The 14,879-nt window shown below is 67.4% G+C and carries 11 protein-coding genes; 8 read left to right on the top strand and 3 right to left on the bottom strand.

What is annotated here, in order from left to right; genetic code table 11:
* Nucleotides 1-18: 18 nt before the first annotated feature.
* Nucleotides 19-1,545, bottom strand: a complete 1,527-nt coding sequence (locus tag IEX05_RS07885) for an ATP-binding cassette domain-containing protein (RefSeq protein ID WP_188700843.1) — start codon at nt 1,543-1,545, stop codon at nt 19-21.
* A gap of 164 nt (nt 1,546-1,709) precedes the next feature.
* Between IEX05_RS07885 and chvE the strand changes: the two genes are divergently transcribed.
* The 3 genes from chvE (at nt 1,710) to mmsB (ending at nt 5,734) form a co-directional block, all read left to right on the top strand.
* A complete protein-coding gene (gene chvE / locus IEX05_RS07880; protein WP_373286295.1) occupies nt 1,710-2,864 on the top strand; it encodes a multiple monosaccharide ABC transporter substrate-binding protein in 1,155 nt (384 codons plus the stop codon).
* A gap of 93 nt (nt 2,865-2,957) precedes the next feature.
* A complete protein-coding gene (mmsA, locus tag IEX05_RS07875; RefSeq protein WP_188700842.1) occupies nt 2,958-4,511 on the top strand; it encodes a multiple monosaccharide ABC transporter ATP-binding protein in 1,554 nt (517 codons plus the stop codon).
* The gene (gene mmsB / locus IEX05_RS07870; RefSeq protein WP_188700841.1) at nt 4,508-5,734 is read left to right on the top strand and encodes a multiple monosaccharide ABC transporter permease; all 1,227 of its coding nucleotides are present in this window, start codon (nt 4,508-4,510) and stop codon (nt 5,732-5,734) included. Before mmsA ends, mmsB begins: the two co-directional genes overlap by 4 nt.
* Before the next feature lie 70 nt (nt 5,735-5,804).
* Here mmsB and IEX05_RS07865 read toward each other — a convergent pair whose 3' ends face one another.
* A complete protein-coding gene (locus IEX05_RS07865) occupies nt 5,805-6,560 on the bottom strand; it encodes an SDR family NAD(P)-dependent oxidoreductase (RefSeq protein WP_188701013.1) in 756 nt (251 codons plus the stop codon).
* A gap of 138 nt (nt 6,561-6,698) precedes the next feature.
* Here IEX05_RS07865 and IEX05_RS07860 point away from each other — a divergent pair, with 138 nt between their 5' ends.
* A complete protein-coding gene (locus tag IEX05_RS07860) occupies nt 6,699-8,153 on the top strand; it encodes an NCS2 family permease (protein ID WP_188700840.1) in 1,455 nt (484 codons plus the stop codon).
* 48 nt (nt 8,154-8,201) lie between these two features.
* On the opposite strand, the gene IEX05_RS07855 is transcribed toward IEX05_RS07860, so the two are convergent.
* On the bottom strand, nt 8,202-9,338 hold the full coding sequence (locus tag IEX05_RS07855; RefSeq protein ID WP_188700839.1) for an ROK family transcriptional regulator: 1,137 nt from the start codon (nt 9,336-9,338) through the stop codon (nt 8,202-8,204).
* A 185-nt stretch (nt 9,339-9,523) separates the two neighbouring features.
* On the opposite strand from IEX05_RS07855, the gene IEX05_RS07850 reads away from it, so the two are divergent.
* The 4 genes from IEX05_RS07850 to IEX05_RS07835 are packed head-to-tail and all read left to right on the top strand — an operon-like array spanning nt 9,524 to nt 14,879.
* A complete protein-coding gene (locus tag IEX05_RS07850; protein ID WP_188700838.1) occupies nt 9,524-11,332 on the top strand; it encodes a peptide ABC transporter substrate-binding protein in 1,809 nt (602 codons plus the stop codon).
* A gap of 9 nt (nt 11,333-11,341) precedes the next feature.
* Entirely contained in the window at nt 11,342-12,376 is a 1,035-nt protein-coding gene (locus tag IEX05_RS07845) for an ABC transporter permease (protein ID WP_308423408.1), read from the top strand.
* Nucleotides 12,373-13,209, top strand: coding sequence for an ABC transporter permease (locus IEX05_RS07840; RefSeq protein ID WP_188700837.1), 837 nt, complete (start codon nt 12,373-12,375; stop codon nt 13,207-13,209). Before IEX05_RS07845 ends, IEX05_RS07840 begins: the two co-directional genes overlap by 4 nt.
* Nucleotides 13,206-14,879: an ABC transporter ATP-binding protein gene (locus IEX05_RS07835; RefSeq protein ID WP_188700836.1), complete on the top strand. Its 1,674-nt coding sequence runs from the start codon at nt 13,206-13,208 to the stop codon at nt 14,877-14,879. Before IEX05_RS07840 ends, IEX05_RS07835 begins: the two co-directional genes overlap by 4 nt.

Raw genomic sequence — 14,879 nt, 5'->3', positions numbered from 1 at the left:
GTCTTGTCACGCTACCCGTCACAGCCCGGCGGTCATGAATCGCATGAGCTGTTCCTGCGTGGCATCCTCCCGCGCCACCTCGCCCGTCAAGCGCCCGCCCGCGAGCGTGTAGATGCGATCCGACAGCCCGAGTACCTCTGGCAGTTCCGAGGAGATGACGATGATGGCCTTGCCCTGCGCGGCGAGCTCGTTGATGAAGCCGTAGATCTCGTACTTCGCGCCCACGTCGATGCCGCGCGTGGGTTCATCGAGGATCAGCACGTCGGGGTTGGCGAACATCCACCTCGCCAACACGACCTTCTGCTGGTTGCCGCCGGACAGCGTGCCGACGGGCACGAGCACGTTCGGGGCCTTGACGTTCATCTTGTACCGGTACGCGTCGGCGATCTTGCGTTCGCGGATCAGGTTCAGGAGGCCGCCGTGCGAGAGCCGGGAGAGCGCGACCGCCGAGGTGTTCGTCTGGATGTCGCCGATCAGGTTGAGGCCGAGCTCCTTGCGGTCCTCGGTCGCGTACGCGATGCCGTGGCCGATCGCTTCCTCGACGCTGCGCGCCTGGATCGGCACGCCCTTCTTGACGAGCGCGCCGCTGATGCGCGAGCCGTAGGCGCGCCCGAAGATGCTCATGGCGAGCTCCGTGCGCCCGGATCCCATGAGCCCCGCGAACCCGACGATCTCGCCGGCGTGCACCGAGAACGATACGTCGTCGACGACGACGCGCGACGGGTCGGCCGGGTGGTGCACCGTCCAGTTCTCGACGCGCAGAAGCTCCTCGCCGATCAGCGGATCCCGGGGCGGGAAGAGGCTGTCGAGGTCGCGCCCCACCATGGCGCGGATGATGCGCCCCTCGTCCGTCTCGGGATCGTCACGCTCCATCGTCTCGATCACGGATCCGTCGCGGATTACCGTGATCCGGTCGGCGATGCGCAGCACCTCGCGCAGCTTGTGCGAGATCACGATGCAGGTGATGCCCTGCCCGCGCAGCTGCTCGATGAGCCCGAGCAAGCGGTCGGAGTCGGCCTGCCCGAGCGCGGCCGTCGGCTCGTCGAGGATCAGCACGCGGACGCGTTTGGAGAGTGCCTTGGCGATCTCGACGAGCTGCTGCTGTCCGATCCCGAGCTCGCGGACGGGCGTCGTGGGGTTCTCGTGGAGCCCCACCCGCGCCATGAGCTCGGCCGCGCGCTCGTTTGTCGCGCGCCAGTCGATGAGGCCGTGCGACCGGAGCTCGCCGCCGAGGAAGATGTTCTCGGCGATCGACAGGTGCGGGATGAGCGCGAGCTCCTGATGGATGATCACGACGCCGGCGTCCTCGCTCTCCGCCAGCGAGCGGAACCGCACCTCGCGGCCGTCGAGCTCGATGGATCCCTCGAAGGATCCGGCCGGGTAGACGCCCGAGAGCACCTTCATGAGCGTCGATTTTCCGGCGCCGTTCTCTCCGCACAGCGCGTGCACCTCGCCCTCGGCGACGTCGAGCGAGACGTCGGAGAGCGCCGTCACGGCGCCGAAGCGCTTGGTGATGCTCGTCGTACGGAGGAGGGTTTCGGTCATCGGATCGCCTGTGATCGGGAAATTTCGTCATGCAATGTTATGCGAAAGTAATTTGTACGCAGGCCCGTCAATATGTATTGTTCATGAAGCAGACGGCACGAAGCCGCTCTGACCACCGCGACCCCGACCGGGGCGCACCTTTCGATGAAGAGAGAACAGCAATGATGCGAAATGGTATGCGGACGATCGCGCTCACGGGCGCGTTGGCGCTGGGCCTCGGCCTCGCGGGCTGCTCCAGCAACGCGGAAGAACCCGCCTCGAACGGCGGCGAAGAGGTCGCTGCCTCCGACATCACCGTCGGTGTCGCGATGCCGACCGAGACCTCGGAGCGCTGGATCGCCGACGGCGACGCCGTCAAGTCGCAGCTCGAGGAGGCCGGCTACGACGTCGACCTGCAGTACGCGAACGACGACATCCCGCGCCAGCAGCAGCAGCTCGACCAGATGATCACGAACGGCGCCGACATCCTGATCGTCGCGTCGATCGACGGTACGGCGCTCGCGACGCAGCTCGAGAACGCCGCCGACAAGGGCATCCCCGTCATCGCCTACGACCGCCTGATCAACGGAACGGAGGCCGTGGACTTCTACGTGACCTTCGACAACTACCAGGTTGGCGTGCAGCAGGCGCAGACCCTGCTCCAGGGCCTCGGCTACCTCGACGCCGAGAACGCCGACACCGGCCTGACGGACAAGAAGATCATCGAGGTGTTCGCGGGCTCGCCCGACGACAACAACGCCCCGTTCTTCTTCAACGGCGCGATGGAGACCCTGAAGCCGTACCTCGACGACGGTCGCCTGACGATCGGCTCGGGCCAGGACGACTTCGACACCGTCGCGACGCTGCGTTGGGACCAGGCCACGGCGCAGAAGCGCATGGAAGACCTCATCACGAGCACCTACAGCGGTGGCTCGAAGCCGCTCGACGGCGTGCTCTCGCCCTACGACGGCATCTCGCGCGGCATCATCACCGCCCTTGAGAACGCGGGCTACGGCTCGACCATCGAGGAGGGTCTGCCGATCGTCTCGGGTCAGGACGCCGAGATCGCGTCGGTCAAGATGATCCAGGACGGTGTGCAGTTCGGCACAATCTTCAAGGACACGCGCAAGCTCGCCACCCAGGCCGTCGAAGCCGCCTCGGCCTACGCCGAGGGCACCGAGCCCGAGGCGAACGACACCGAGACCTACGACAACGGCGTGAAGGTCGTGCCGTCGTTCCTGCTCGAGTCGGACATCGTCACCGCCGGCTCGATCCAGTCGCTGCTCGTCGACTCGGGCTACTGGACCGAGGAAGAGATCGCGGCGGGCGTCGCGGAGTAAGACGCACCCCTCTGCTCGCTTCTCGCCGGGGCCCGAACGGGCCCCGGCGAGAAGCGAGCGACCCCGACCTGCGACCAAACGACAGGAGCAGCGATGAGCGACGCAATCCTCGAGATGCGCAACATCATCAAGAACTTCCCCGGCGTCAAGGTGCTCAAGAACGTCACCCTGAGCGTCGAGCGCGGCGAGATCCACGCGATCTGCGGCGAGAACGGTGCCGGAAAATCGACCCTCATGAAGGTGCTGTCCGGCGTCTACCCGCACGGATCCTTCGACGGCGAGATCATCTTCGACGGCGAGCCGCAGCGCTTCAGCGCCATCAAGGACTCCGAGCGCGCCGGCATCGTGATCATTCACCAGGAGCTCGCGCTGGTGCCCTATCTGTCGATCGCCGAGAACATCTTCCTCGGCAACGAGACCGTCAAGGGCGGTCTCATCGACTGGAACGAGGCGAACTCCCGCGCCATCGAGCTGCTGCGCCGCGTGGGGCTGAACGAGAACCCCACGACGCCGGTCGGCCAGCTCGGCGTCGGCAAGCAGCAGCTCGTCGAGATCGCCAAGGCGCTCACGAAGGATGTGAAGCTGCTCATCCTCGACGAGCCCACCGCGGCGCTGAACGACACCGACTCCGAGCACCTGCTCGGCCTGCTCCGCGACCTGCGCGAGCAGGGCATCACGTGCATCATCATCAGTCACAAGCTCGGCGAGATCGTCGACATCGCCGACTCGACGACGATCATCCGTGACGGCGAGACGATCGAGACGATCGATATGCACGGCCCGGACGCGACGCAGAGCCGCATCATCCGCGGCATGGTTGGCCGTTCGCTCGACAACCGCTTCCCGGACCGCACGCCCGACATCGGCGAGGAGATCTTCCGGATCGACAACTGGTCGGTCTCGCACCCGACGCAGGCGGGCCGCAAGGTCGTCGACGACGCGTCGATCACCGTGCGCGCGGGCGAGATCGTCGGCATCGCCGGCCTCATGGGCGCCGGCCGAACCGAGTTCATGATGAGCGTGTTCGGTCGCAGCTACGGCCGCGACGCATCGGGTCGCGTCACACTCCACGGCAAGGAGATCTCGACCCGCACCGTCAAGGACGCGATCAAGAACAAGATCGCCTACGTGTCGGAGGACCGCAAGCAGTACGGCCTGAACCTCATCTCCGACATCAAGACGAACGTGTCGTCGTCGGCGCTCGGCAAGGTCGCCACGGCCTCGATCTTCGTCAACAGCAACGAGGAGATCAAGGTCGCGGAGCAGTTCCGCAAGGACCTCAACATCAAGTCGCCGACGGTCGCGCAGGTCGTCGGCAACCTCTCCGGCGGCAACCAGCAGAAGGTCGTGCTGTCGAAGTGGCTTTACACCGATCCCGAGGTGCTGATCCTCGACGAGCCCACCCGCGGCATCGACGTCGGCGCGAAGTACGAGATCTACGAGATCATCAACGCTCTCGCCGCCGCGGGCAAGGCCGTCATCGTCGTCTCGAGCGAGCTCCCCGAGCTGCTCGGCCTCGCGGACCGCGTCTACACCCTGGCCTACGGCCACATCACCGGTGAGCTTCCCATCGCCGAGGCGACGCAGGAGAAGCTCATGGAACTCATGACAATCGAACCGATTTCCTCGAAGGAGGCCGCGGCATGAAGAACAACGTCTTCGTCGAGGTCAAGGATCTGCTGACGCAGAACCTCCGCACGTCCGGCATCTACATCGCGTTCGTCGCGATCATCCTGATCTTCACGGTGTTCACGGGCGGCACGTTGCTCAGCCCCGAGAACGTCACGAACATCCTGCTGCAGAACGCGCACATCCTCATCATGGCGCTCGGCATGATCCTCGTAATCGTCGGCGGGCACATCGACCTCTCGGTCGGATCCGTGCTCGCCTTCGCCTCGGCGGTCTCGGCCGTGCTCGTGATCAGGATGGACATGCCGTGGTGGGCCGGCGTCCTCGCCGCCATCGCCGTGGGCATCGTCGTCGGTGCATGGCAGGGCTTCTGGGTGGCCTTCGTGGGCATCCCCGCCTTCATCGTGACGCTCGCGGGCATGCTGCTGTTCCGCGGCCTCACCTACCTCGTGCTCGACAACGTGTCGCTCTCGCCGTTCCCGTCCGACTACCGCAACGTCGCGAGCGGATTCCTCGACGGCCTCTTCGGTGAGATCGTCGTCAGCGAGGGCCAGGGGCTCAAGGGCGTCGCGCAGACCGTCGACGTGTTCACGCTCGTGATCGGCGTGCTCGCCGTGATCGGCCTCGTCGTCAGCTCGCTGCGCACCCGCCGCGCTCGCCAGAGCTACGGGCAGGCCGTCGAGTCGATGTTCCTGTTCGTGCTGAAGCTCGTCGCGATCTCGGTCGTGCTGCTCGCCTTCGCATGGGCGCTCGCCTACAACCGCGGCTTCCCGTGGGTGCTCATCATCGTCGCGGTTCTGATCCTCGCGTACAACGTCGTGACCAACCGCACAGTGTTCGGTCGCCACGTCTACGCCGTGGGTGGCAACCTCGCCGCGGCGCGCCTCTCGGGTGTCAACGTGAAGAGCGTGAACTTCTGGATCTTCGTCAACATGGGCTTCCTGACGGGCATCGCCGCCGCGGTGTTCTCGTCGCGCTCGAACGGCGCGCAGCCCGGCATGGGCAACATGTTCGAACTCGATGTGATCGCGGCCTGCTTCATCGGTGGCGCCTCGACGATGGGTGGCGTCGGCCGCGTCGGCGGCGCGCTCGTCGGTGGTCTCGTCATGGCCGTCATCACGAACGGCATGCAGCTGCTCGGCGTGCCGCAGTCGAGCCAGCAGATCATCAAGGGCCTCGTGCTGCTGCTGGCCGTCGCCTTCGACGTCTACAACAAGCGCCGCGCGGGTACCGTGCGCTGATCCGGCTCGCGCCGATCGACGCAGAATGCCCCGCACTCGTCACGAGTGCGGGGCATTCTGCGTGCGACGATCAGACGGTGGTGTAGCCGCCGTCGATCAGGTAGTACGCGCCGGTCACGAACGAGGCGTCCTTGCTGAGCAGGAAGCGCACGACCGTCGCGATCTCCTCCGGCTGGCCGAGGCGGCCGAGGGGGTGCTTTCCGGCGAGGGCGTCGTAGGCCTCCTTCGGGAGCGAGCTGACGACGAGCGGGGTCTCGATGTAGCCGGGGCCCACGGCGTTGATGCGCAGGCCGGCCGGGCCGTACTCGGCGGCGGCGTTCTTCGTGATGCCCACCACGCCGTGCTTTGCGGCGGTGTAGGCACCGCTGCCGATAGCGGCCACGGTGCCGTGGATCGACGCCATGTTGACGATGGCCGACTCGTCGGCGCCCGCCTCGAGCATCGCCGGGATCTGGTAGCGCATGCCGTACAGCACGCCGTTGAGGTTGATGTCGATGACCCGCTTCCAGTCGTCGAGGTCCACCTCGCCGGCCGGCGCCAGCTTGCCGCCGATGCCGGCGTTGTTCACGGCGTAGTTGAGCTTGCCGTACGTTTCGACGGCGAACTCGACCGACTTGCGGCTGTCTTCCGGATCCGCGGTGTTGCCGGCGAACGCGGCAGCGGTGCCGCCGTCCGCGACGATCTCGTCGACGACGCGCTGCGCCGACTCGAGCCGGATGTCGGTGACGACCACCTTCGCGCCGAGCTTCGCGAGCTCCTTCGCGATCGCTTCGCCGATTCCCGATCCGCCGCCCGTGACCAGCGCGACCTTGTTCTCGAAACTCATCTCGTCCTCCTCGGAACGTTCGTCATGTTCATTCGCATGAATGAACTTCATGTCTTTACTATACGCCTGTTGAATACTGCGGGTTCCGTGCACGGCCATTCTGCCGAGATCCCAGGCGACTGTGGAAATATCCTCCTTATGAATTCGGTGAACGCCCCGACAGCGCCCCGCGGGGCCGTCGATCGCTTCTTCAAGATCAGCCAGCGAGGATCCACCGTCGGCCGCGAGATCCGCGGCGGGCTCGTGACCTTCCTCGCCATGAGCTACATCCTCGTCCTCAACCCGCTGATCCTCGGCACGACGCTCGACGGCACCGGCCAGCTGCTCGGCGGCGGCACCGACCTGTCGCAGCCGAACCTGTCGATGATCGCCTCGGCGACGGCGCTCGTCGCCGGCGTCATGTCGATCCTCATGGGCGTTCTCGCGAACTTCCCGCTCGCGCTCGCGGCGGGCCTCGGCCTGAACGCCGTCGTCGCCTTCTCGATCGCCGGCATCCCCAACGTCACCTGGGCCGACGCCATGGGCCTGATCGTGATCGAGGGCATCATCATCCTGCTGCTCGTGCTCACCGGCTTCCGCGAGGCCGTGTTCAAGGCGGTTCCCGCCGAGCTGAAGACCGCGATCGGCGTCGGCATCGGCCTGTTCATCACCCTCATCGGCCTCAGCAACGCGGGCATCGTCACCCCCGGATCCGGCACGATCCTCGGCCTCGGTAACCTCGGCACCTTCCCCGTGCTGGTCTTCGTGATCGGCCTCGTGCTCACGATCGTGCTGCACGTGCGCAAGGTTCCCGGCGCCCTGCTGATCTCCATCCTGGTCGCGACGATCATCGCCGTGATCCTCGAGAACACGCTGCACCTCGGCACGCTCGGCGAGGACAACCCCGGCGGGTTCAAGAGCGCCCCGATCTTCCACGGCGTCGTCGACCTGCCCGATTTCTCCCTGCTCGGTCAGTTCTCGCTGCTCGGTTCCTTCCAGAACATCGGCGTCGTCACGATCGTCCTGCTCGTGTTCTCGCTCATGCTCGCCGACTTCTTCGACACGATGGGCACGATGGTCGCCATCGGCGGCGAGGCGAAGCTGCTCGACTCCGAGGGCAACCCTCCGCGCTCCAAGTGGATCCTCCTGGTCGACTCCTTCGGTGCCATCGCGGGCGGCATGGGATCGACCTCGTCGAACACCGCGTTCGTCGAGTCGAGCGCCGGCGTCGGTGAGGGCGCCCGCACGGGTCTCGCCGCGGTCGTCACCGGAGTCGCCTTCCTGCTGTCGACCTTCCTCGCGCCGCTCGTCGCGCTCGTGCCCTACGAGGCCGCGGCTCCCGCGCTCGTGCTCGTCGGCTTCCTGATGATGACCCAGATCGCGGGCGTCGACTGGAAGAACCCCGATATCGGCATCCCCGCCTTCCTCACGATCGCGCTCATGCCGTTCACCTACTCGATCTCGGATGGCATCGGCGCCGGATTCATCTCCTTCGTCATCGTGAAGCTCGCGCGCGGCAAGATCCGGGAGATCCACTGGCTGATGTGGCTCGTCTCGGTGCTCTTCGTCGTGTACTTCCTGCTCGACCCGATCCAGGGCTGGCTCGGGCTCTGACGCCCGCGCACGAAGGCCCGCCTCTCCGAACGGAGGGGCGGGCCTTCGTCATCCCCGGGTCAGGCGCGCGAGGTGTTCGTTGATCTGGCGCGAGACGCCGACGAGGCTCGCATCCGCGCCGAGCGCCGCCGGCGCGATCGTGAGGTCCCGCGTCATGAGCGGGTGCGATCCCTCGTAGATCTCGCTGCGCAGGGCGGACACGAACGGTTCGAGCGACGAGAGGGAGCCGCCGAGGTAGATCGCGCTGGGATTGAAGAAGTTGACGACCGCGCAGAGCACCTCGCCGAGGTGGTGCCCGGCCGACCGCGCGAGGGCCGTGGCCCGCGGATGGCCATCGCGCACGAGCGAGAGCACCTCCTGCGTCGTGGCGACCTCGACGCCCTCGTTCTGGAGCAGCCGCACGAGGGCGGCGCCCGAGGAGACCGTCTCGAGGCAGCCGAGGTTCCCGCACGAGCACGGGAACTGGTGGGCCGCCGCGACGCGCGTATGCGTGATGTCGCCGGCGACGCCGCCCGCGCCCCGATACACGGATCCGCCGATCACGATGCCGGAGCCGATCGCGGTTCCCGCCTTGACGGTCACGGACGAGTCGGCATGCGGCGTGCGAGCGAAGTGCTCGCCGAGCGCCATCGCGTTCGCGTCGTTCTCGACGACGGCCGGGGCGCCCGTGAGGCGTTCGACGAGCGCCGCGATGTCGCGGCCGGCCCACCCCGGCATGCGCGAGGGGCTCACGACCCCGTGCGTCTCGGGATCCACCGGGCCGGGCAGGGCGACGCCGATTCCGGCGAGCGTCTGCCCCTTCGCGAGCGAGCGGATCTCCTCGATGCAGCGTTCGAGCACGGCCTCCGCGCCGACGCGCAGGTCGACGGTGATCTCGGACGTCTCGCCGAGCGCACCGCCGCGGGGGAGTACGGCGAGGCGGGCGTGTCCACCGCCGAGATCGATTGCGCCGAGCCGGTCCGTCTCACCGGCGAGCTGCAGCTCGCGAGCGCGGCGGCCACCGGTGGATCCGCGGGCCTCGCCCTCGGCGATGAGGCCCTGCGCAAGCAGCGACTGCACGTGCTGGGAGACCGTGGACGCCGAGAGACCGAGGATGCTCGAGATCTCGCGGCGGGAGCGCGCTCGACCCGATCCGATGACCGCGAGGACCTGATTCTCGGCGGCGCTGCTGCTGGTGCGTGACATGGATGTCCTTGGTCGGCACGGGTTTCTCGCCCTAATCGTACGAGAAGCGGAACTTTTTGCGATCGCGGATTAACTTATTTGTGACAGTTCATACCATTTACGGATGAACTTTGTTCGGTTACCGTATTCATTGTTCCACTCACCCAGCCCCAGCGCGCCGTTGCGCTCACACCAGGAGGACCTCCATGCGATCGACATTCGCGTTCCGAGGGCGTCGGCTCGCCCTCACAGCCGTCGGCATCGCCGCAACAGCGGGCCTGCTCGCCGGCTGCTCGTCCGACGGCAGCTCGACCACCGGCGGCGGCTCGAAGGACGAGATCAACTACGCGCTTCCGGCGAACGCCACGCCGAACTGGCTCGTGCCGCTCGCGACGGCGGGCAAGATGACGACGCACAACTCGTCGCTGATCCGCTCTCTCTACGAACCGCTCGTCGCATACGACGGCTCGACCGGCACCGTCGACCGCGTCCCCACCGCCGACCTCGCGAAGGACATCACCTTCGGCGACGACGACGCCAGCGTCACGATCACGCTCGACGACCGCACTTGGTCGGACGGCGAGCCGATCACCTCGGCCGACGTGGCCTTCTGGTTCGATCTCGTCAAGGCGAACAAGGATGTCTGGGGCAGCTACCGGGCAGGATCCATGCCCGACCTCGTCGCGAGCGTCGAGACGCCCGACGACAAGACCGTCGTGCTGACGTTCGACGACTCGTACAACGAGGAGTGGCTCCTCGCCTCGCAGCTGACGCTCATCATGCCGCTGCCGGTGCACGCCTGGAGCATCACCGAGGACGGCGGCACTCCCGACCCCGAGCTCGCGAAGACCCCCGAGGGCGCGCAGGCCATCTGGGAGTACCTCATCGGCGAGGGCGAGGACCTCGGGGGCTACGCCGAGAACCCGCTCTTCGACACGATCAGCGGGCCGTACGGGCTCGAGTCCTTCAGCGACTCGGGTCGGATGACGCTGCAGAAGAACGAGAAGTACGACGGCGAGGACGCCGCGAACATCTCGACCGTGAACTTCCTGCCGTTCACGTCGAACGACGCGGAGGTCGCGGCCGTGCGCTCCGGCGACGTCGACTACGGCTACGTGCCCACGAGCGAGCTCGACAACTCGGCGCAGTACGAAGACCTCGGCTACGACGTCGTGAACTGGGACGGCTGGGCCATCACCTACCTGCCGTACAACTTCAACAACCCGACCATGGGTCCCGTCTACTCGCAGCTGTACGTGCGCCAGGCGCTGCAGCAGCTGATCGACCAGGACACGATCTCCGACGTCGTCTGGCACGGCGCCGCGAACCCCGTCTACGGCCCCGTTCCGCAGGATCCGGACAACAAGTTCCTCTCCGACGAGCAGCGCGAGAACCCCTACCCGTTCGCCCCCGAGGCGGCGAAGGCCCTCCTCGAGGACAACGGCTGGACCCTCGGCTCCGACGGCATCTTCGTGTGCGAGACCGGCGCCGACTGCGGTGACGGCATCGCGGACGGCCAGAAGCTGTCGATCACGATCCTGTCGCAGAGCGGTTCGACCGAGACCGACAACATGTTCGCCGAGATGAAGTCGACCTTCGAGGAGGCCGGCGTCGGCGTCACCATCGAATCTGCGCCGCTCAACACGGTTCTGGGATCGATCCCCTCGTGCGAGTCGGACTCGCCCGAGTGCACCTGGGAGCTGCCGTACTTCGGTACCGCGGGCTCGTGGTACTTCCCCGCCTACCCGACGGGAGAGCAGCTCTTCTCGACCGGCGGCGGTTCGAACTTCGGCTCCTACAGCGACGAGAAGATGGACGAGCTCATCGCCGCGACCCTCGCCGCGGGCGACGAGACGGCTATGCAGGAGTACTCGGCGTACGGCGCCCTGAATCTCCCGGTCATGTGGGTTCCGAACCCCGTCTACCAGGTGTCGGTCATCGACGCCGGCCTGACGGGCGTGGACCAGGACTCCATGGGCAACTTCCACCCCCAGCGCTGGGCCTGGGCGGAGTAAGACGCGCTCGTGAGTCAGACGCCTGATCAGCTTCCCGCGACCGTCGCCGCACAGGCGGCGGTCGCGGGGGCGCGCCCCCGCCGCCATCCGTTCCTCTTCTTCCTGCTGCGACGCATCGTCCAGGCGATCGTCGTGATCTTCGTCGTCACGATCGTCGTGTTCGCGCTGCTGCAGATGCTTCCCGGTGGCCCCGCCCGCGGCGTGCTCGGCGTTCAGGCGACGGCGGAGCAGATCGCGCAGTTCAACCACGAGCAGGGATACGACCGCCCCGTCTGGGAGCAATACATCCTCTTCCTCGGGCGCCTGCTCTCGGGCGACCTCGGCCAGTCCTTCCTGCTCAACATGTCGGTCTCCGACGCCATCATGCAGCGCCTGCCGAAGACGCTCCTCCTGACGGGACTCTCGCTCGTGATCGCCCTGGTCATCGCGATCCCCGTCGGTATCTTCCAGGCCGTGCGCCGCAACCGCGGCGCCGACTACACGCTGTCGACTCTAGCGATCATCGCGTACTCGACGCCGAGCTTCTTCCTCGGCATGATCCTCATCATGGTGTTCAGCCAGGGCTTCGGCATCCTGCCCGCCGGCGCCCCGCAGGGCGAGACGATCGGCGACGTGCTTCTCGAACCGCAGCGCATGATCCTGCCCGTAATCACGGGTGCCATCCCGCTCGTCGCGAACTTCAGCCGCTACATGCGCTCCTCGGCGCTCGACAGCCTCAGCGAGGACTACATCCGCACGGCCCGTTCGAAGGGCACGCCCTTCCGTCGCGTGCTCTCGCGCCACCTTCTGCGCAACTCGCTCACTCCCGTCATCGCGATGCTCGGCTACCAGCTGCCCGTCATGTTCGGCGGGGCCCTCGTGATCGAGCAGCTATTCAACTATCCCGGGATGGGCCTGCTCTTCTGGAGCGCCGCCCAGTCGAGCGACTTCCCCGTGCTTCTCGGCTGCGTGCTCGTCATCTCGATCGCAACGGTCGTCGGATCGCTGCTGGCCGACATCATCCAGGCCGTCCTCGACCCGCGCACCCGAGGAGGCCTCGCATGAGCGCGCTCACACGCTTCGCCGCGAACAAGCTCGCACTGGTCGGCCTCGTCGTGCTGATCCTCGCCGTCCTGTTCGTCACGATCGGACCGATCATCCACCCCACCGAGCAGGTGCGCACGGCTCTCGAGTCGGCGAACCTCAAGCCGGGCGTCGACGGCCACCCGCTCGGCACCGACGCCCTCGGCTACGACGTGCTCGGCCGCCTGATGATCGGCGGGCGCACCTCCCTACTCGTGGGCATCTTCGCGGGCATGCTCGCGACGGTGATCGGCACCCTGTGGGGCGCCATCGCCGGTTACGTCGGCGGCATCGTCGACGCGTTCATGATGCGCATCGTCGACGCGGGCATCGCCATCCCCGCGATCTTCCTGCTACTGGTGCTCTCGAGCATCGTTCAGCCGAGCCCGCTCGTGATGATCCTCGTGATCGGCTTCGTCTCGTGGCTCGTGCCCGCCCGGCTGGTGCGGGCCGAGTCCCTCTCCGTGAAGACGCGCGACTACGTCGTCGCGGCGCGCGCGATGGGCGGATCCCACTCGCGCATCGTGGTGCGGCACATCGTGCCCAACACGATCGGGACCGTCGTCGTCAACGCGACCTTCCAGGTCGCCGACGCCATCCTGCTCGTCGCATACGTCAGCTTCCTCGGCATGGGCCTGCAGCCGCCCGCCACCGACTGGGGAGCGATGCTGTCGAGCGGGCTGTCTCTGATCTATCAGGACGCCTGGTGGCTCATCCTGCCACCGGGAATCGCGATCGTGCTCGTGGTGTGCGCGCTGAACTTCGTCGGCGACGGACTGCGAGACGTGTTCGACGTGAAGGGACGGACCTCATGACGACTCAAACGGTGCTGCGCATCGACGACCTCCGCGTGCGCTTCGCCGGACGGGCGGAGGAGGCCGTCGCGGGCGTCAGTCTCGACGTCTCGGCCGGCGAGGTCGTTGCGCTCGTGGGCGAGTCCGGATCCGGCAAGAGCGTGACCTCCTTCTCCGTCATGGGCCTGCTGCCGGGCACCGCGACGGCGAGCGGATCCATTCGCGTCGCGGATCGCGACGGCGAGCGAGAGATCATCGGGTCGACCACCGCCGAGCTCGACGACGTTCGAGGCCGCGTCGTGTCGATGGTGTTCCAGGAGCCGATGACGGCGCTGAACCCGACCATGACGCTCGGCGCTCAGATCGCGGAGGCCGTGCGCAACCACACCTCCGCGACGAAGGCCGAGGCCGCCGAGCGCGCCGTCGAGCTGATGCGCCAGGTGGGGATCCCCGACCCCGAGCGCCGTGCGAAGCAGTTCCCGCACGAGTTCTCGGGCGGCCAGCGCCAGCGCGTCGTCATCGCCATCGCGCTCGCGTGCGAGCCCCGCCTGATCATCGCCGATGAGCCGACGACGGCGCTCGACGTGACCGTGCAGGCCGAGATCCTCGACCTGCTGCGCACCCTCGTCCGCGAGCGCGGCGTCGGCGTGCTGATCATCACGCACAACATGGGCGTCGTCGCCGATCTCGCCGATCGCGTGTTCGTCATGCGCCACGGTCGCGTCGTCGAGTCGGGCCCCGCCGAGCGCGTGCTGACGACCCCCGACCACGACTACACCCGCACGCTCCTCGCCGCGATCCCCGAGCTGCCCCCGGCGGCGTTCGGGGGAGCCGGCGTTGCCGGCGAGGCGCACGCGTTCGACGAGCCCGCGAATCCGGTCATCTCGATGCGCGGCGTGACGGCCGGTTACCGGGTGAGCGGACGTTTCGTCCCCGCCGTGCACGACATCGATCTCGCGGTCGGTCAGGGCGAGTTCGTGGGCCTCGTCGGTGAATCCGGATCCGGCAAGTCGACGGTGAGCCGGCTCGCGCTCGGCCTGCTCCCGGCCCACGCCGGCGAGATCTCCTTGCTCGGCCAACCCCTCGGCTCCCTCCGCGGCCGCGCGGCACGTCGCCTCCTGCGCGACGTCGGCGTGGTCTTCCAGGATCCGGGCGGATCGCTCGACCCGCGCATGACCGTGGGGGAGTCGATCGCGGAACCGCTGGCGATCCACGGGCGAGGGATGTCGCGTGCGGACAAACGCGCGCGCGTCGCCGAACTGCTCGACGCCGTGCGCCTGCCGAAGGACGCCGCCAGCCGCTACCCGCACGAGTTCTCCGGTGGCCAGCGGCAGCGCGTGGGCCTCGCCCGCGCCCTCGTGCTGAAGCCCCGCCTCCTCGTCGCCGACGAGCCGACGAGCGCGCTCGACGTGTCCGTGCAGGCCGAGGTGCTTGACGTGCTGCGCGTGCTGCACGAGGAGCTCGAGTTCGGGTGTTTGTTCGTCAGTCACGACCTCGGCGTCGTGAACCAGCTCACGCAGCGCGTCGTCGTCATGCGGCGCGGACGCATCGTCGAGCAGGGGCCCACCTCGGACGTCCTGCGCGCGCCGCGCGAGCTCTACACACAGGAGCTGCTGGCTTCCGTGCCGTCCCCCGATCCCGTGGCGCAGCGCCAGCGTCGAGCAGCGCGCGCCGGACTCCTGGAGAAGTGA

This window comes from Microbacterium nanhaiense, from assembly GCF_014646015.1.
Lineage (GTDB): Bacteria > Actinomycetota > Actinomycetes > Actinomycetales > Microbacteriaceae > Microbacterium > Microbacterium nanhaiense.
The sequence above is the reverse complement of the archived record's forward strand: the minus strand, read 5'-3'. Positions and strand labels throughout refer to the sequence as shown.